Consider the following 17384-nt stretch of genomic DNA (forward strand, 5'->3'; position numbering starts at 1 on the left):
AGATGTAGAATTTACGACTATGTATCGTTTTAACCAGCATTTCTAATTAACCTAACCAAGCAAGGGCATTCTGAAACTGAATTAGCGGACTTTGTTCTGCTACGGCCCGATTTCTTTGGAGGAGTTCACTTTATGCGCTTACGCCATATCACATCTAACAAAGTGGTGACTGGATTCGCTAACCATGTTACCCTGAAAGTAAGCGGTTGCATTAAGCATGACGATGTATGCAGCCTGTTCTATAAAGAACGCGGACAAAGGATCTGAAAATCCATATCTGCCTGAAAGGGGATCTTTCGATGGGACCGTTCACCGACGATTTGCTTCGCCATAAAGTCGTTTTAATTACGGGAGGCGCCACGGGCCTGGGGCGCGCCATGGGAGAGAAATTCGCGTTGCTGGGCGCAAAGCTCGCCATATGCGGACGCCGGGAAGAAGTGCTGCAGCAGACCGCTGAGGAATTAAAGCAGAAGGGCTGCGAGGTATGGTACAAAAGCTGCGATGTTCGCGACCCTGCGCAAATCTCGGCTCTTGTTGAAGCGGCAGAGCAGCATTACGGAGGCATTGATGTGCTTGTCAACAATGCGGCCGGGAACTTTATCAGCCCCACGGAGCGCCTTTCTCCTCGGGCTGTGGATGCCGTGCTCAACATCGTCCTGCACGGCACCTTCTATGCCACCCTGGAGGTCGGCAAACGCTGGATTGAGCAAGGCAAAGGCGGGACGATGCTCAACATTGTCACCACGTACGCTTCAACAGGCTCAGGCTACGTTGTCCCGTCCGCGGCTGCCAAAGCAGGCGTGCTTGCGCTGACACGTTCCTTGGCCGTGGAATGGGCCCCGTACGGCATACGCCAGGTAGCCATCGCCCCGGGTCCGTTCCCAACCGAAGGCGCCTGGTCAAGATTATCCCCTACGCCGGAACTGGAACAGAAAATGATCGACCGCATCCCCCTCAAGCGCGTTGGCGATCCAGAAGAATTGGCTAATCTCGCCGCCTATCTGATTTCCGATTATGCCGGCTATATTAATGGCGACGTGATCACCATCGACGGCGGCGAATGGCTGCAAGGGGCAGGGCAGTTCAACGACTTATCGGAAGTGACCCATGAGCAGTGGGATCGGCTGGCCGAGCTGACGCGCAAAGGCAAATAGGATATACGCAAGAAAAGCAGCTATCCATCTACTTTCACCGAAGACGGAAACGGAAGAAGGAATAGGTGTGAATCGAGTTTTCAGTTTCTCTGAAAACGTATGTATCTCTATAATCTAAATGAGCCCCAAGCCGGGAGCATCCAACGGACTGCTCCCGGCTTGGGGCTCATCTTGCATTAAAGATTAAATATTATGTTTCGTAGGAATCTACCAGCAAGGCATATACGATGCCGGGTCCGTGAACGCCAATCGTCAGATCGTTCTCGATATCGGCGGAACGGCTCGGACCCGATATGAAATGGATTCCTGCTGGCAGCTGCTCACGTCCGGCCTGATCGAACTGAACGAGAATCTCGCCTAATCGGGTAACCATTCGCTCGACTGGAATAATAGCCATCAGCACGGTCGGCAGCAGGCTGACCGAACGGCCCTTATGCGGGGCGGACTTCACCGTAATCGAACCGGTGTAAGCCGCAGCGTAATCGGCCATGACAACGCCGAAGTCGGCTCTGGCAGCGACTGCCTTCCAGTCGGTGTCCGCCGCTTCGTTCCAGGAGAGAACCAGCGCATCCGGCAGACTCTCTTCCAGGCCCAGTCGATCCAGCGCGTCCTCCTGCTGACGAAGAATCGTAGCTGCGCTCATCTCCATCGCTTTATCCCTGATAAACCGGGTGACCTCATCGCGATGGCTCAGTCTGACCACATGGCCTCCGGCTGCTTCAAAGTTCGCGGTAAACTGCGTAATTTTCTCCTCGAGCGACCAATTAAATTCTTTCCAGAAATCCGGGGCACCGCGGAAAGGGTGCTCCGGAGCGGAGCGAATCCGATCTCTACCCAGCTTCGCGGCGATCCCATCCATGAACAACTCCTGCTTCCTGCGGGATTGTTCTTCTAAACGGGTTAACCAGCCGCGATCGGTTTCGTTAGTCATGCGCGTTCTCCCCCTTTCCGGATTTCTGCTGGCGAAGCCGCTCGCTCAACCGATCGGCGATTACAGGATCCATGGTCCCCGAGGTTCTGCGAATATCCTGCTCCATTTCGGGCCATCGATCACGGAAGGAATGTTTGGGGAGGCTTGGGGTCACCCTGTACGAATTCCATCCCTTCAAAGGACCGATTCTCGTTCGGATCTCGCCGCCCCGCACGACCAGCTTCTGACCCCATTTTCCGAGGGATACCACGCTGCGGTAACGCTTGGCATTACCCATGACCGCCGAGAAGCCTTTCATCCCCATCGCTTCCAGCTTATCGCCGCGTCCGGCTTCAATCTTCCGGCGGCGCAAGGATACCAGCATGTCATGCAGCGGGATCTTGACCGGGCATGCTTCATAACAGGCGCCGCACAGGCTGGATGCGTTGGCGATATCGTCCCATTCCGCGACGTTTTTGTTCAAGGCCGGCGTTAATACGGCACCGATTGGGCCGCTATACGTGCCTCCATAGGCGTGCCCGCCAATATGGCGATATACCGGACAAGCATTCAGGCAGGCGCCACATCGTATGCAATTGAGCAGCTCCTGGAATTCCGGATCGCCGAGCTGGAGAGAGCGCCCGTTATCAATTATGATAATATGCATTTCGTCTGGTCCATCGGCATCCAGCTCTCTCTTCGGCCCGCTGATGCCGGACATGTATACCGTCAGTTTCTGGCCGGTCGCGGACCGCGGCAGCAAGGTTGCCATTACCTCGAGGTCAGACCATGAAGGAATAATCCGCTCCATGCCCATTAGGGTGATCTGCGTCTTCGGCACGGTGGTCACCATCCGGGCATTGCCTTCATTCTCGAACAGGACCATCGACCCCGTCTCCGCGATGGCAAAATTACAGCCCGTCATGCCAATGTCCGCTTCGAGAAATTTCTCGCGCAGTTTCATGCGGACGAAACCCGCCATAATCGCCGTATCCGGCGGCAGCGCTTCGCCCGCCTCCGCGGACAGCAGCTCTGCGATCTGATAACGGTTTTTGTGGATGGCGGGAATTATAATATGGGAAGGCGTTTCATCCGCAAGCTGAATGATGTACTCGCCGAGATCCGTTTCCACGGCCTCCACCCCGATGGAATCCAGTGCCTTGTTCAGGTGCAGCTCCTCGGACACCATCGATTTCGATTTGACGACGGATTTGGCCGACTTATGCTCCGCAATCTGCAGGGAGATCGCAACCGCTTCTTCTGCCGTCTCCGCAAAATGGACATGTGCTCCGTTCGCCCTGGCCTGCTCGGCAAACTCATTCAAATAATAATCCAAATGCGCAATGGTATGGAGCCGGATCTGGCGCCCCCGTTCCCTCCACGCATCCCAGTTCCCATGCTCCTCCGACGCCAGCTTTTTACCAAGCCGCAGCCGTTCTGTCGTAAACTTCACCGCATTGCGCAGAAATTCATTGTTCAGAGCGTAACCCGCACGCTCCTTCACCGTCTGCGCTTTCGTCTCAGCTGTGCTCATGCACGCTCACCCCCTCGTACAAAAGCTCGGCCAAATGCTTGACCTGAACCTTCTCGCCCCGGTGTCGCAAATTGCCGGCAATGTTCATGAGGCAGGCCATGTCAAGTCCGACCAGCACGGACGCCTCGGTTTCCAGCACATGATCGCTTTTCTCCGTTACCATCGCGCCCGAAATATCCGCCATTTTCACGGCAAACGTTCCCCCGAACCCGCAGCAATCCTCGGCAAACGGCAAAGGGACGAGCTCCAGCCCTTTGACGTGACTCAGCAGTTTCATCGGTTCGTCCTTCACCCCGAGAAGGCGGCTGCCGTGGCAGGAAGGATGATAGGTTACCTTGCGCGGATAGACGGCGCCAACATCGGTCACGCCCAGCACGTCGACGAGGAATTGCGTAAACTCATAGCATTTGGATTGAAGCGCTTTCGCTTTATCCAGGTAAACGGGATCGTCCTTGAACAAATCCGGATAATGATGAATCATATACGTGCAGGACCCCGAAGGGGACACCACAAAGTCGCTGTCGTCAAAAGCGTCCAAAATCGTCCTGGCGCTAATGCGCGCCTCTTCCCAATAACCGCTGTTGTAGGCAGGTTGGCCGCAGCAGGTCTGGATTTCCGGGAATTCCAGCTGCACGCCGTACCTTGCGAACAGTCTTGCCATCGATTCAGCTACCCGCGGGAACAAGGCATCGCTGAGACAAGTGACAAACAATGAAATCTTCAACCTCTTCACCCCGCTAATCGTCAGGATAGGCCGATGAGTCGGCCTCTAGCAAGAACCCCCCGGAACGGGGGGATTCCATGTTGATATGATCTAGCAACTTGATTTATACGGATTCGATTCGAAGACCCAGCGCCCGATAAGGCGCCGCTTCCTCTTCCGTCAATCTCCGGTCGGTGATGATCAGGTTCACTTCGGCGAGGTCGGCGACCTGCGCAAAAGCCTGCGTGCCGAATTTGCTGGCATCGGCAAGCAGAATGGCCTCATCCGTCATCCCGATCATTTTTTGCTTGATTCTCGCCTGCAGCTCATTGGATTCGCTCAAGCCCCGGTCCATGTGGACGCCCTTGCAGGAGAGGAAGGCTTTATCCACGTAATAAGCTTCCAGCGAACGCTCCGCCAGCGGACCGACGAAGGACAAGGAGCGATGAGCCAGAATCCCGCCCGTCGAGATGACCTGAACGCGCTCCTTGGTGCTCAGCTCAGCGGCCACCTTAATCGAATTCGTCAGCACGGTAATCGGAATGTCCGGTATGATCTTGGCCATGTACCACGCGGTTGAGCTTGCATCCAGCAGGATGCGGTCGTTCGGATGGATTCGCTTGACCGCTTCCTCCGCAATTCGCTGCTTCTCCAGCGCATGCATGATTTCCCGTTCAGCATACGGTATTTCCGGCTGAGACCGCTGAATTTCCGGTTGATCCTTCACGCTAACCGCTCCCCCGTGGGAACGGCGCAGGCGCCCTGCTTGCTCCAGCCTGTCAAGGTCGCGGCGAATCGTTTCCTCCGTTACGCCGCAGAGCTGACTCAGCTCGGAGACGCGGATGCTCCCTCTTTCGTTGACCAACTGTACTATTTTCTCATATCGTTCTGCAACCAGCATCATACCGCCCATCCTTACTGTTCGTATATTCTATCTCTTCCCGGTCCGCTGACCGAACACCCCGTAAGCTTCCTCCCATAAGGGAGCATCCTGCGGCTCGTAGGTCTTGACCGGGAAGGATTCCCTAATGACTGCGCGCGCTTCCCATATATCGGACAGCTCACCCTGCGCAATGAACTGTACGGCCATATTGCCGATGGCGCTGCCTTCCGCAGGCCCCGCCCATACCGGCTTCCCAATGGCGTTCGCCGTCCACTGGCATAATGTTTCATTATGAATGCCACCGCCTACCATATGCAAGCCCTGAAATTTCCGTCCGGACAATTCCTCGGTCAACTCCAGCACATATCGGTATTGCATGGCCAAGCTTTCCATAATGCAGCGCACAAGCGCGCCATCGTTCTGCGGAACGCCCTGGTTCGTGCGGGCCGCATATTCCCTTACCCGTTTCGGCATGTCACCCGCAGGGAGGAACATGGAATCGTCTGGATCGATGAAGCAAGCAAATGCCGGTGCCGCTTCCGCCATATGAACCAATTCGGGATACGAATACGACATCCCTTCCCGCCCCCAGGTCCGCTGACATTCCTGCAGGATCCACAGCCCCATGATGTTCTTGAGCAGCCGGTACGTGCCGTATGCGCCTCCTTCATTCGTGAAGTTCAGCTCGCGGGCCCTTTCATGAATGACCGGCTGGTCGACCTCGGTCCCCATCAACGACCAGGTGCCGCAGCTCAAATAGGCGAACGACCGCTCCAATGCCGGAACCGCAACCACGGCGGAAGCCGTATCATGCTCTGCAACCGCATAAAGCGGGATGGATGGAAGCCCCAGTTCCTCGGTTACGGCAGGCCTTAACCCCCCGACATGGGTACCGGGTTGAACCACAGGATGAAATAACCCATGAGGGATCTTCAATGAATTCAATAGATGATCATCCCAGCTGGCCGAGTGCGGGTTATACAGCTGCGTCGTGGTCGCATTCGTGAATTCGTTCGCCATCTCGCCCGTCAAGAAGTAGCGCAGCAAATCGGGGATCATTAAGAATCGCTCAGCCTCTTGAAGCAGATAGGGTTTCTTCCGTTGGAGCGAAGCAAGCTGGTACATGGTATTGAACGAAAGAAATTGAATGCCGGTCCGATCAAAAATTTCTCCAGGCGTCAGCTCGCGGAAGACCTGTTCCATCACGCCATCCGTGTGCGTGTCCCGATAATGATACGGATTCATGAGCAGCTCCCCGCCCCGATCCAGGAGACCGAAATCTACCGCCCAGGTATCAATGCCGATGCTCGACGGCAAGCGATGTTTCCCCTTCAGCTTGAGCAAGCCCTGTTTCATCTCATGGTAGATCCGTAAGATATCCCATTGAAAGCGGTCGCCGATTCGAACGGGATCGTTCGGGAACCGGTGAATTTCCTCCACGCCGATGGTGCGGCTGTTCAGCTGGCCCAGCATCGCCCTGCCGCTGCTTGCTCCCAAATCAAATGCAAGAACGCTCAACGCTCCCCAGCCTCCTTGTCAGATCATAATCAACGGTTCGGGCATGAACCCGATGACGATTCCATCTCTTCTCATGCCTGCGAACGCTTCAGCAATACGTCCAGTTCATACTGTTTCACTTCGGACAGCCACTCTTCTCTGACCGGTACTCCCAAACGTTCGCAGTAGTAATCCCACACCGCTCCGAACGGATAGGATTTAAACTCTTCGGTCAACGCCAGGCGGGTCGTGTAATCGCCTTCAAGTTCAGCCTGCTTCAGCCGATCGACCGGTTCAAGCTTGGCGCGCAGCAGCGCCTTGATCGTATTGCGGGTTCCGATAACCCACGCGGCGATGCGGTTAATGCTGGCATCGAAGAAATCCAGTCCGATATGGGTAACATCCAGCAGATGATTGCGCACCAGTTCGCGTCCGATCTCGGTCAGCTCATCGTCCATGATGACGACATGGTCGCTGTCCCAGCGCATCGGCCGGCTGACGTGAAGGAGAAGTCCATCGGTGAAAAGGGCGAGCGACGACAGTTTGCCGGCAATGCTCTCGGTTGGGTGAAAATGACCCGCATCCAGGCAGATCAGCTTGTTGTTCCGAATGCCATACCCCATGTAGAACTCGTGCGAGCCCACAACGTAGGCTTCGGAGCCGAGCCCGAACAGCTTGCTCTCGACGGCATCCAAATTCCATTCCGGATTGATCTCCTCGGCAAAAATCTCATCCAGCGAATCCTTCAGCCGCTGTCTCGGTGCCATTCGGTCTACCGGCATATCCTTGTAACCGTCCGGAACCCAAATATTCGTCACGCAGGTCTGACCCAGCTGTTCTCCGAAATAAGCTCCGATTCTTCGCGAAGCCTTGCAATGCTCAATCCAAAATTGACGGATCGCCGGGTCGGCATGACTCAACGTAAACCCGTCCTTCGACTTGTCGTGGGAAAAGCAGGTGGGATTAAAATCGAGTCCGATCCCCTGCTCCTTGGCCCAATCCACCCAGGACTGGAAGTGCCTCGGCTCCAGCTGATCCAAATCAACGGACTCGTCGGTATCCGCATAAATCGCGTGGAGATTCACTTTGTGGGATCCGGGAATGAGCGATAACGCTTTTTCCAGGTCGGCCCTCAGCTGGTCCGGCGTTTCGGCTGCCCCGGGATATTCCCCGGTCACGGAAATGCCGCCGGACAGGTCCTGATCACGGAACAGGAATCCGCGCACATCATCTCCCTGCCAGCAATGGATGGAGATTTTGATGCGCTCAAGTTCCGTCAAGATTTGGTCCACATCGATGCCATGCTGCCCATAGAGCTGTTTAGCTTCCTCAAAGTTCCTTGCAACGTCCTGCCTCATCGCATATCCTCCCATATGAATGAGGACAGCCGGGTTGTATCAACCCAGCGCCCCATCTTAATAAGAAATCTTGATACCTTGCGTTAGGTTGGTTACTCATTCATTCGATTATCGAGTAAACGCTGCGGGCACTCCCCCGTCAATCGTCAGCATGCAGCCGGTCGTCTTCGATGATTTGGACGAAGCAAAGTAAGCAATGCCTTCGGCAATGTCCTGCGGGTAGATGTTCACGAGCAGTGTCGTGCGTTTCCGATAGTGCTCTTCCAGCTGATCCGGTTCGATCCCGTAGGCTGCAGCCCGCTCGTTTCTCCAGTTCGAGTTCCAGATCGCAGAGCCTTGCAATATCGCGTCAGGCAGGATCGTATTCACTCGGATGCCGTATTCCCCGCCCTCGGCAGCGATGCAGCGGGCCAAATGCGCCTCGAGCGCTTTCGCGGAGCTGTATGCGGTCACATTTTTTCCGGCATAAACGGAGTTCTTCGATCCGATAAACACCATGCTCCCGCCAATTCCCTGTACCTTCATCAAGGAGAAGGCTTCTCTGGCCACGAGGAAATAACCTGTGCCCAGCACGTTCATGTTCAGGTTCCATTCCTTTAGAGACGTCTCGTCAAACGGGCTGGACGTTGCAAGGCCCGCATTGTTCACGATAATATCGACACCGCCATAAGTTACGGAGGTTTCGCGATAGGCGCGCTGCACGGCCTCTTCGTCGGTTACGTCCATTTTAACAGCAAATGCCCGATTCTCCCCGTACTTTGCATTGATTTCCTCGGCAACCTGCTGCGCGCCTTCGAGATTTAAGTCCGCCAGCACGACATGGGCTCCTTCGGCTACCAGCCTGCGCGCCGCGGCACTGCCGATCCCCCCGGCTCCCCCGGTGATAAAAGCAATCTGCCGCGAAAACTCCGCTTCGGCCGGTGCAAGGCTCAATTTATACAGCTCCAGCGGCCAATACTCCACGTTGTAGGATTCGTTCTCGCTCAGGGATACGAAGTCGCCGAGCGCCGTTGCGCCGCGCATGACCGCGATTGCCCGGTGATACAGGGCGCCGCTGACTTGCGACATCGCCCAGCTCTTGCCGGTGTTGATCATTCCGATTCCGGGAATCAGGATGACGCGCGGAGCCGCTTCGAACATGACGTCGCCTTCATGATGGTTGCGTTCAAAGTAGGCTTGATACTGCGCTTTGTATGCCGCAATGCCCTCGATGAGCTTTGCCTTAAGGCCTTCGATATCTTCAGCGTTCGGCGTCCAATCGATGAAGAGGGGAACAACCTTGGTATGAACCAAATGATCCGGACAAGCGGCGCCTACTTGGGACAGCTTCGGCGAATCGATGCCGCCGACGAAGTCCAGCACATCGTCTTGATCATCGAAGGACAGGATCATTTTCTTCGCGTCGCTGACGGCTCCGCGTACGGCAGGCATCACTTCCGCAGCGATGCTCCGGCGGATTTCCGCGGCAAGCGGCGCATGCTTCCGGCCGCCGAACAGCTTGTCGTTGTTCACTCGGGCTTCAATGAAGGCTTCCGCTTCACTTATGATGCGAATCGTCTGTGCGTAACAAGCTTCCGAGGTGTCGCCCCAGGTTACAAGGCCGTGCTTCTCCATAAGCACAAGCTCGGCGTTCGGATTAGCCAGCACCCCTTCCGCGATCATCTTCGACAGCGTAAAGCCAGGGCGGACATATGGAACCCACACAAATCGATCGCCGAAAATTTCCCGGGCTAATTCTTTGCCGTTATGGGCGCAGCACAAGCTGATAATGGCATCCGGATGCGTATGATCCACATGCCGAAACGGCAAGAACGCGTGCAGCAGCGTTTCTATGGATGCTCGCGGGTGCTTCGCATCTACCATGCAATGACCCAGGTATGCCACCATTTCCTCATCCGACATCGAATCTCGTTCGAACAGCGGCCGGATATCCTCCATGCGCAAGCCTGTGAAATTGCCCGCTTTCATGGTGGCCAGATCGGATCCGCTGCCTTTCACGTACATTACCTCGACGTCGTTGCCGCGAAAATCCTGAATCGTTGTTTTACTGGATGTGTTGCCGCCGCCCCAGTTGCATACGCGCCGGTCGGCACCAATCAAATTCGAGCGATAGACAAGCTCATCCAATGTATTTTGTGCCTGCTGTGCCTTTGATTGTTCCCATAAGCTCTGAACCATGAAGCTTCCCCTCCGATTGACCATATGAATTTGCTTTCATTTGTTTCCCATATTAACACGCCCGTTTATTTTTGAATAGTATATTTTCAAAAATAAACAAAGATATTATATTTGTTTGTTTGGTTTTCAATGTAAATCCCGTACAAACAAAAAAGCAGCTCTTGTCAGAGCTGCTTTACGAACCGAGCTGCTATATTTGATTTATGAATGGTCCGTGCCGGAGCCCGCGGCCGCCATTTGATCCGCTTTTGCAATTCCTTCCAACAATGCATCACGGAATGCAATTTCATCCTCGTTGACGTAACCCGTGAATACGATTTCCGAGATGTCCTTATGGTTGAAAAAGATGTTGGAATCCGCGGTCAGATTTCCGTGAGGATAGAAGCAGGCAACGTAATCCCAACGCTTTAGCGTCTTGGAGTCGTTCTGCATCCGGCCATAGATCATCAGCGTCTGGTCCCAATCCTTGAACTTGACTACAGATCCGATTGGCAGCAGCTTCTGCTCCGTTTGCTCATGCTGTTCCATGTTGATCAACCCTTCATTATTTTTTTACCGATCCAATAGACAATCGACACTACGAGCGGTACTCCAATGAGAAAGGATAGGCAGATGACGGCTTTTTCCGCTGCCGCGTAACTCGTGTCCAGCAGATTCGGAATCACCGTGCCCAGAACGCCGACGATAGCAATAATCACCATTATGTATTTGAACCGTTTTTGTCTGTCGCCCATAGGCTGTGCGCCCCCTTCTATTTTACCGTAATCGCTCCGCCGACTCCGACGAGGCTTGCTCCCGGTCCCAACGGGATGTGGAACTTCAAGCCGCTCTTGCCCACCTCCGCGGATGCGCCGAGCACGCCCAGTGAAGCGGAACCTCCGATGTGCAGCTCTTTATCCGTCCAAGGAAGCGGAATATTCACGCCGCCCTCATATTTGTTTAATGTAGCCTCAGCTCCGACGCTAAGCGTACCGTCCTTGACCGCCGCCTCGACTTCGGCCTTCACCAGGCTAACCGATCCTTCGACATGATCATTCGCATAGCCTGCTTCAACAACAGCCCCGCTGGCATGCGCTCCTTCGGATAAGCTCGCTCCCGCGCTGCCTGTTATTGCTTTGGCATAAAGTCCATTCTCTTCGTGCTTGATTACGCTGCCTTCCACTTCTACTCCTTTGAGCGCTGCGTCCAGCGGGTTGCTTGAGGATTTAGCGGCCACGCCGGAAGTCTTGGATGCAGCGCCTGCCGCCGCAGCGATTCCCGCTCCGGTTGCCGCCCCGGCCATAATGCCCGCGCCTGCTGCGGCTCCTCCAGCTGCAGCACCGTTCACCATTTCATCCGTGGAACGGAATTTGACGGAAATTTGCTTCAGCTCGGCGGATATCGTTTGCAAGCACTCCACAAACTTGAGCATCGTCGTCCTGGCATGCTGATAATCCCCGTAAAACCGCTCGCGGGTCATCCCTTCCCACTGACCTTCCATTTCGTGAATGCTTCGCTGGAGCCGCTGCACCAAATCGCCGCTAAGTTGCCCTGATTGGGCAAATTGCGCGGATACCTGCTCCAGCTGCTCGGGTGTAACTAATATTCGATTGGACATAAATACGGACGCCCCTTCTGTCTCGCCGCCCTGCTTCTTCAGGCAGTCTACAAACAAATTTCAATTCCATAAACTATTAAACCGATCTACCAAGCAATAACCACATTTTTCAATTTTAGTAGGTATACAGGAAAGGAACAATCAAGCGAAGGATTCATTTTCATCAGGTCCCGATCTAGTAAAAAAGCACTGACCTCCTCATTCCCCATGCGGAAACAGCCATCTCATCCCCGGCTTAAGCCCAGCCATGAAATCATCCCGGGGTACGGTGCCCATTACATCCCCAGCCCGTTAAAGCAGCTCCCGTTCTCTTGTACATTAGAAACAATTCATCTTTCCGAAAGAGGGTATTCATTATGAACCGACTTGCACGTGAAGCGGCCAGCGGGGCATACCGGCTGTATAAACAGGAGACATGGCTCATGCTGACGAGTCTGCTCGGCTTTTTGCTGGCCGGAATTTGCGGGGTATGGGTGCTGCTCCATGGCGGACCTGTCTCACCGGACGGAGATGTCTCCAAAGCCTTTTCCTTCAACGCGGCCCTGGGAATATTCATCCTATCAACCGCAAGCGTTCTACCGGTTTCCGGCATGCGGCCACGAAGCCAATCGATCTACCGCTGCTGTTACATTCCCCTAGTGTTGTTCTCCTACTTCGCCGAGACCGTACAACATTTCCGCGGCGTCGATCCGAGGTTCGTTCGGAACGGTTCATCCTTCGATCATGTCATCTCCACGATTTTTCCTGCCGTTGCGCTTCTGCTCATCGTGTTCTACCTGATCCTGGGGGCTCAATATTTCCGCAAGCGTGTAATAGAGGCCCATCCGGAGCTTGGTCTCGGCATCCGTTATGCCATGATCGCGGTGCTGGTATCTTTTGCGGCAGGCATCTGGATTTCCATCAACGCGGGTCGTTTCACCGGGATCGGCGGCAATATCATTTGGCTGCACGGACTCGGGTTTCATGCACTGCAGGCCATTCCTTTGGTGGCCTGGCTGTCCATGAGAAAATCCGTCAATGCTGCCGTCAAACCGATAATCATCCATATCAGCGGCCTCGCCTATTTATTCGGACTGATCGCCATCGGATGGCAGACGCTTCTCGGTTACTCCGTGGCGGAATGGTCCTTGCTGCCGATTCTGGCGGGCAGCTGTTTTCTCGTTGCCTTTACCCCTGTGATATGGCTGATCAGTCAATCCGATGCATCCGCCGAACCTTTCAACCGTACCCAATCCACGCGAAATTTATAAAATGGACATAGAAAAAGAGACAGTATGGGGCACCTTCCCCGACTGTCTCATCGAAAACTGCTGGCCTTGATCCATATCCTGATGTGGGTTTAGATAAATAAAAACGGAATGAGGAACAACAAGGCAATGGCTTCCCAAGCAAGCACATTGCCTGCGAAACCGTAGCCTCCATACGGTCCAAAACCGCCGTAGCCGTACGGTCCAAATGCGGACGTTTGTGCACCGCCTTTGGTCGACTTCGAAGATTTTCTGCCCTTTTTCCCTTTGGCGGACAATATATATGCGGATGGGTTCGCAAATTCGAGTTCAAGACCCCGATCATGTACACCGCGAATCGTCCCCACGACTTCCCTCCCATCATGCATGACAGCGCAAACGGTTTTGCCGACGTAACCTTTGCATCCTTCTGCCGAAATTGGTATTGGCTGCAATCCTTCTCCCCCTCCCAAGCGTTTGTGTATTATATTCCTCCTGGGGAGAAGGCGGCAGAGATAGAAGTCCACGCAACCAAAATTCCGCCATTAACCTTACTTAATCGCTAGCCTTGCGGTAAGCCCTGGCCATGATATCTTCGTCGATCGCGCCTTGAAACCGTTCTGATACGATGCCGCCAGGCGAAATGACGTAGGTGGTCGGATAAGCCACCACCTCGTACCGCCCGGTGTTCTCACCATGCTGGTCGTACAGGACGGGAAAGGTGATGCCGTTCTTCTCAACAAAAGACTGTACCTCGCTCATGCTTTTTTCCAGGTGGGTCATATTGACGGCCAGTATGATAACATCCTCATCCTGATGTTTCTCGTAAAAATCCTGCATATAAGGCATTTCGACCTTGCAAGGGGGACACCAGGAGGCCCAAAAATTAAGGAGAACGGTTTGCCCGCGATAATCGGACAGCTTGATCTCCCGGCCTTCTGAATCGGTCAGCGTGAAATCCGGCGCGCGAAGCCCAGGCTTCAAACCTTCCGCTGCGATTTCCTGGCTTCCCTCTTGATGCGGCGGTGCGGCTGCTTCCCGCTCGCTGGCCGTGTTCGAAGTGAAGTCATAAATGACCCACGCGAAGAGAGCTGCCATCACGACCAGGACTGCCCTGTTTTTTCCTAATCCCAGCGTAAGGAATTGCGGCAGCGGTGCCTGAAAGCGAAGCCAGCTGACCGTCAGCAAGACGCCGAACATCAGAGCATAGAATAAAAAAGGCGTCACACTCGCACCATCCGCCCACAGCCATTGAAAGAGATACCCTGCCGTTCCGCTTGCAAAGGCCGATAACAGCGCCGATTTCAGCAGCAGGCCAGACTCCCCCCTCTTCCTGTTCCAGCGAAGTGCAGTGCAGACGATAGCGAGAACAACCCCCAGCCATATGCCCCTGACTCCCCCCGTCATGTAGATCAGCGAGGTCGGATGCTGGAGGGTGCGGATCGGATCGAATACCAGCATCCCGAATTTCCATGAGAGAAAACCTATGATGATGACGGATAAATAGGTGTCCAGGATCCATTCCCGCTGCGGCATCTGGCGCAAACGAATGCGAAGTGCGGCGAACCCGGCCGCGGCGCAGATCAGAAATATCACCATATCGGCTCGGATCATCAACGGACCTATCGGAATAATACTCAAATGCGAACCTCCTATAGTGCGGCAAAATCAAAAATCGAGTTACCCGCCGGGGTATATCTCCATCATAGTGGATTCTCTCATTAATGTAAAACCGAGCGAAGACCTTCAGGAAGATGAGCGGATTTGGTCAAGGGAACTCCAAAGCAGTGCCAATTCGGCATGTCTTTTTCCCCCGATGACAATCTCTTTTTGCTTCAGCTCTTGAGCGCCCATATATCTATAAAATTGCTCGGCTTTATTGCCTACCAGCACCCAAACCGACAACGAACGATATCCTCTCGTTTGCAGAAATTCCTTCAACCTGGCAAATAGCCGTTTTCCCCATCCCTGCCCTTGAATTTCTTCCAAGAGATAGATCGCGTAGAGTTCTCCTTCATGGGAGATCTTCTGCTCTCGCTCCGTCCCGTACGACATAAACCCGTAAACCTTGCCATGTTCGTCTGAAATAACCAGTAGCTGTTCGTCTTCGGGCATATTGGCAAGCTTCCTGCGCCAGCCTTCTACGCGGTCCGCAACGGAAAGCTTTTGCAAAAAATCATCATCGACGATCCCCCTGTACGTCGTTTTCCAGCTGTTTACATGTACGCTAGCAATGCCTTCGGCATCTTGCTCATTTGCAATTCGAATCTGCATGGTCTTCCACTTCCTCCTGTTCCTCACTTGATCTCTGGTATTCGCGGAGAGGCCCGAAGATCCTCTTTTTTCATGATTGCTTCATCCATGATGACGCTAAGCCCACGCACGGCATAAATAAAATATATCGGGATTTCGCGATGACACTAAGGATGCCCATGAAAGGAGGGCCTGTACATGAATAAAGCACTGATACGGCTTGAAGACATCGGACCTGGCGGATGGTACGGGACGGAAGAACAACAAGCGAAGCTGCTTGTCATCGCAAGATTCCTGCACCAGCTGCAAATCCCCTTTCATCTGGCCGTAATTCCCCGATACGTTGATCCGGCGCAACATACGGACCGTTCGATAGCCGACCTGCAGGATGAAGCTTCCCTTCGGTTTGTGCGGCTGCTCCGCACGATGGCAGCGCTCGGCGCCTCGCTTGGCATTCATGGATATACGCATCAGTACGAGGGATCGGTAAGCGGTGACGGATTCGAATTTGCATATTCGGAATGCATCGCCGATTGTCCGCCGGATGATCTCCCCGAGGCTGTGGCTTCACTCCTGCAGCTGCAGCAATCCTATGCCTATCGCCGGGTTCAGCTGGGGCATCAAGCGTTCCAAACGGCGGGCTTTGCCGCGGCCTGGTTCGAGACGCCGCATTATGCCGCATCGCCGGTTCAGCGGCAGATCATCGAGATCTGCAACGGGGTCCTGTACGAATCTCCGCCGGACGAACCGAATGCGAAGACAGCCGTGCTCCGGCACAACCCGGACGATCCGTTGACGAACGGAACGATCTATGTTCCCACGCCGCTTTATTATGTTTCAGGCCATAACATCGAAGCCGAAGTTGCTCGCATGGAACAGACTTTAAAGGATTTCACGGGTGAGCGCGAACTGGCCTCGTTCTTTTACCACCCTTATCTTGAATTTCCATATATCCGATTCCTTGATGACGGCACCGTGCATTATGACCAACACTCGCCGCTCAGAAGGATCCTTCGGTTCTTCGAGAGGGAGCGTAAATCGTTTGTATCCTTAACCTCCATCCTCCCCTTCATACCGGATTTCAGGGAAACCCGGCTGTCGGACAGGTTGAGTTTGAAGCATCCCAAGTTTCTGCACGCCAAAAGAAACAAGCTCCCGAACCGATGGATCATTCGGGACGAGGCCAGCAACATTTGGTACGCCATGGATCTTCGGATCCGGTCTCCCCTAAGAATCCATAATGGCATACATTCGATACGTCCGCTATTGGCCGACTGGCCGCCATCCCCTAGCGGCACCGCAATGACAGGCGATTTCGACGGCGACGGCTTTATCGATGCGGCAGTATGGCATGCAGAGCTTGGGATATGCCATGTTGCCTTGGGTGCCGACAGCAGTCGTTTGGCACCTGAGGGGATTTGGCTGTCCGAGCCGGGAGCCCTGAATTGGAAATCCTTAACGGGAGATTTTGACGGGGACGGCAGAGATGATTTATTTCTATGGGATGACGTCACCGGTAAAGCCGCCATCGCTTACAGTTCCGGGGGGAGCTTTTCTCCTCCCCTTATTCAGCATGAGGTTTCCTTACAGAGCAATGATATGATACCGTGCATCGGAGATGTAAATGGCGATGGCCTGGATGATCTGGTGGTGTGGAACTCCGCCTCCGGAGCATGTCAGGTCTGGCTAAGCAGCGGTACACGGCTTCGGAATGCCGGCGTTTGGTATTCCGCCAAGGATCCGTTGGGTTCGCCCCTGTCCGTGGTGTTAGGGGATGTCGATGGAGACGGGCTGGAAGATTTGGTTCTCGTTCAACCTGCTTCAGGGAAGTGGTTCATCCTGTACAGCTCGGGAACGGCCTTCGGGCGGCAGGAAGAATGTTTTGGGCCATGGGCTGCCGGAGAACAGACGACGCCTTTCCTTGCTGATCTATCGGGCAACAGCCGCGTCAGTCTGCTGGCATGGTCACCGAATCGGCACGGCGGAACCCTGGACGCCGCCATCAATGCGAGGGACCGGACAATGGGATAAGGACATGTTATACTTCTATTCAAACCTATGCGGTGTGTTCCGTTAAGTTATTATTTCAAT

General features: G+C 54.2%; 16 protein-coding genes. 3 read left to right on the forward strand and 13 right to left on the reverse strand.

Translation table 11 applies throughout. The annotated features are described in order from the left end of the window. The first annotated feature begins 299 nt into the window (after window positions 1-299). Window positions 300-1154, forward strand: coding sequence for an SDR family oxidoreductase (locus tag GYMC10_RS19505; RefSeq protein ID WP_015736137.1), 855 nt, complete (start codon window positions 300-302; stop codon window positions 1152-1154). 190 nt (window positions 1155-1344) lie between these two features. On the opposite strand, the gene GYMC10_RS19510 is transcribed toward GYMC10_RS19505, so the two are convergent. The 10 genes from GYMC10_RS19510 to GYMC10_RS19555 all read right to left on the reverse strand — a co-directional run bounded on the left by GYMC10_RS19510 (window position 1345) and on the right by GYMC10_RS19555 (window position 11814). Next, the gene (locus GYMC10_RS19510; RefSeq protein ID WP_015736138.1) at window positions 1345-2085 is read right to left on the reverse strand and encodes a lactate utilization protein C; all 741 of its coding nucleotides are present in this window, start codon (window positions 2083-2085) and stop codon (window positions 1345-1347) included. Beyond that, on the reverse strand, window positions 2078-3598 hold the full coding sequence (locus GYMC10_RS19515) for a LutB/LldF family L-lactate oxidation iron-sulfur protein (RefSeq protein ID WP_015736139.1): 1521 nt from the start codon (window positions 3596-3598) through the stop codon (window positions 2078-2080). The genes GYMC10_RS19510 and GYMC10_RS19515 overlap by 8 nt, the downstream gene beginning before the upstream one ends. Further along, entirely contained in the window at window positions 3585-4322 is a 738-nt protein-coding gene (locus GYMC10_RS19520; protein ID WP_041622021.1) for a (Fe-S)-binding protein, read from the reverse strand. The genes GYMC10_RS19515 and GYMC10_RS19520 overlap by 14 nt, the downstream gene beginning before the upstream one ends. A 103-nt stretch (window positions 4323-4425) precedes the next feature. Further along, window positions 4426-5202 carry a DeoR/GlpR family DNA-binding transcription regulator gene (locus tag GYMC10_RS19525; protein ID WP_041622223.1) on the reverse strand — a complete coding sequence of 259 codons (777 nt, stop codon included), beginning with the start codon at window positions 5200-5202 and terminating at the stop codon, window positions 4426-4428. 30 nt (window positions 5203-5232) lie between these two features. Continuing rightward, window positions 5233-6702, reverse strand: coding sequence for a rhamnulokinase (locus GYMC10_RS19530; protein ID WP_015736142.1), 1470 nt, complete (start codon window positions 6700-6702; stop codon window positions 5233-5235). A gap of 71 nt (window positions 6703-6773) precedes the next feature. Then, window positions 6774-8039: an L-rhamnose isomerase gene (gene rhaA, locus GYMC10_RS19535; protein ID WP_015736143.1), complete on the reverse strand. Its 1266-nt coding sequence runs from the start codon at window positions 8037-8039 to the stop codon at window positions 6774-6776. Between the two features lie 108 nt (window positions 8040-8147). Continuing rightward, window positions 8148-10217 carry a bifunctional rhamnulose-1-phosphate aldolase/short-chain dehydrogenase gene (locus GYMC10_RS19540; RefSeq protein ID WP_015736144.1) on the reverse strand — a complete coding sequence of 690 codons (2070 nt, stop codon included), beginning with the start codon at window positions 10215-10217 and terminating at the stop codon, window positions 8148-8150. A gap of 201 nt (window positions 10218-10418) precedes the next feature. Beyond that, window positions 10419-10745, reverse strand: a complete 327-nt coding sequence (locus GYMC10_RS19545; protein ID WP_015736145.1) for a DUF4176 domain-containing protein — start codon at window positions 10743-10745, stop codon at window positions 10419-10421. Window positions 10746-10750: 5 nt separating this feature from the next. Then, entirely contained in the window at window positions 10751-10951 is a 201-nt protein-coding gene (locus tag GYMC10_RS19550) for a hypothetical protein (RefSeq protein WP_015736146.1), read from the reverse strand. Between the two features lie 17 nt (window positions 10952-10968). Continuing rightward, complete coding sequence (locus GYMC10_RS19555) at window positions 10969-11814, reverse strand: WXG100 family type VII secretion target (protein ID WP_015736147.1); 846 nt, start codon at window positions 11812-11814, stop codon at window positions 10969-10971. A 356-nt stretch (window positions 11815-12170) separates the two neighbouring features. Here GYMC10_RS19555 and GYMC10_RS19560 point away from each other — a divergent pair, with 356 nt between their 5' ends. After that, window positions 12171-13064, forward strand: a complete 894-nt coding sequence (locus tag GYMC10_RS19560) for a hypothetical protein (protein ID WP_015736148.1) — start codon at window positions 12171-12173, stop codon at window positions 13062-13064. A gap of 89 nt (window positions 13065-13153) precedes the next feature. On the opposite strand, the gene GYMC10_RS19565 is transcribed toward GYMC10_RS19560, so the two are convergent. From GYMC10_RS19565 to GYMC10_RS19575, 3 genes are all read right to left on the reverse strand, one after another. Beyond that, window positions 13154-13495 carry a hypothetical protein gene (locus tag GYMC10_RS19565; protein ID WP_009593131.1) on the reverse strand — a complete coding sequence of 114 codons (342 nt, stop codon included), beginning with the start codon at window positions 13493-13495 and terminating at the stop codon, window positions 13154-13156. Between the two features lie 100 nt (window positions 13496-13595). Then, a complete protein-coding gene (locus GYMC10_RS19570) occupies window positions 13596-14681 on the reverse strand; it encodes a redoxin domain-containing protein (protein ID WP_015736150.1) in 1086 nt (361 codons plus the stop codon). Between the two features lie 105 nt (window positions 14682-14786). Then, complete coding sequence (locus GYMC10_RS19575) at window positions 14787-15314, reverse strand: GNAT family N-acetyltransferase (RefSeq protein WP_015736151.1); 528 nt, start codon at window positions 15312-15314, stop codon at window positions 14787-14789. 177 nt (window positions 15315-15491) lie between these two features. On the opposite strand from GYMC10_RS19575, the gene GYMC10_RS19580 reads away from it, so the two are divergent. Beyond that, complete coding sequence (locus tag GYMC10_RS19580; RefSeq protein WP_041622022.1) at window positions 15492-17324, forward strand: DUF2334 domain-containing protein; 1833 nt, start codon at window positions 15492-15494, stop codon at window positions 17322-17324. Window positions 17325-17384 lie beyond the last annotated feature (60 nt).

The sequence above is a fragment of the Paenibacillus sp. Y412MC10 genome (assembly GCF_000024685.1).
Taxonomy (GTDB): domain Bacteria; phylum Bacillota; class Bacilli; order Paenibacillales; family Paenibacillaceae; genus Paenibacillus_AQ; species Paenibacillus_AQ lautus_A.

What these genes read in the sequence shown, in the direction of transcription:
- GYMC10_RS19505 (WP_015736137.1), top strand. Translation starts at nt 300, where the DNA reads ATGGGACCGTTCACCGACGATTTGCTTCGCCATAAAGTCGTTTTAATT.
- GYMC10_RS19510 (WP_015736138.1), bottom strand. Translation starts at nt 2,085, where the DNA reads ATGACTAACGAAACCGATCGCGGCTGGTTAACCCGTTTAGAAGAACAA.
- GYMC10_RS19515 (WP_015736139.1), bottom strand. Translation starts at nt 3,598, where the DNA reads ATGAGCACAGCTGAGACGAAAGCGCAGACGGTGAAGGAGCGTGCGGGT.
- GYMC10_RS19525 (WP_041622223.1), bottom strand. Translation starts at nt 5,202, where the DNA reads ATGCTGGTTGCAGAACGATATGAGAAAATAGTACAGTTGGTCAACGAA.
- rhaA (WP_015736143.1), bottom strand. Translation starts at nt 8,039, where the DNA reads ATGAGGCAGGACGTTGCAAGGAACTTTGAGGAAGCTAAACAGCTCTAT.
- GYMC10_RS19540 (WP_015736144.1), bottom strand. Translation starts at nt 10,217, where the DNA reads ATGGTTCAGAGCTTATGGGAACAATCAAAGGCACAGCAGGCACAAAAT.
- GYMC10_RS19545 (WP_015736145.1), bottom strand. Translation starts at nt 10,745, where the DNA reads ATGGAACAGCATGAGCAAACGGAGCAGAAGCTGCTGCCAATCGGATCT.
- GYMC10_RS19550 (WP_015736146.1), bottom strand. Translation starts at nt 10,951, where the DNA reads ATGGGCGACAGACAAAAACGGTTCAAATACATAATGGTGATTATTGCT.
- GYMC10_RS19555 (WP_015736147.1), bottom strand. Translation starts at nt 11,814, where the DNA reads ATGTCCAATCGAATATTAGTTACACCCGAGCAGCTGGAGCAGGTATCC.
- GYMC10_RS19560 (WP_015736148.1), top strand. Translation starts at nt 12,171, where the DNA reads ATGAACCGACTTGCACGTGAAGCGGCCAGCGGGGCATACCGGCTGTAT.
- GYMC10_RS19575 (WP_015736151.1), bottom strand. Translation starts at nt 15,314, where the DNA reads ATGCAGATTCGAATTGCAAATGAGCAAGATGCCGAAGGCATTGCTAGC.
- GYMC10_RS19580 (WP_041622022.1), top strand. Translation starts at nt 15,492, where the DNA reads ATGAATAAAGCACTGATACGGCTTGAAGACATCGGACCTGGCGGATGG.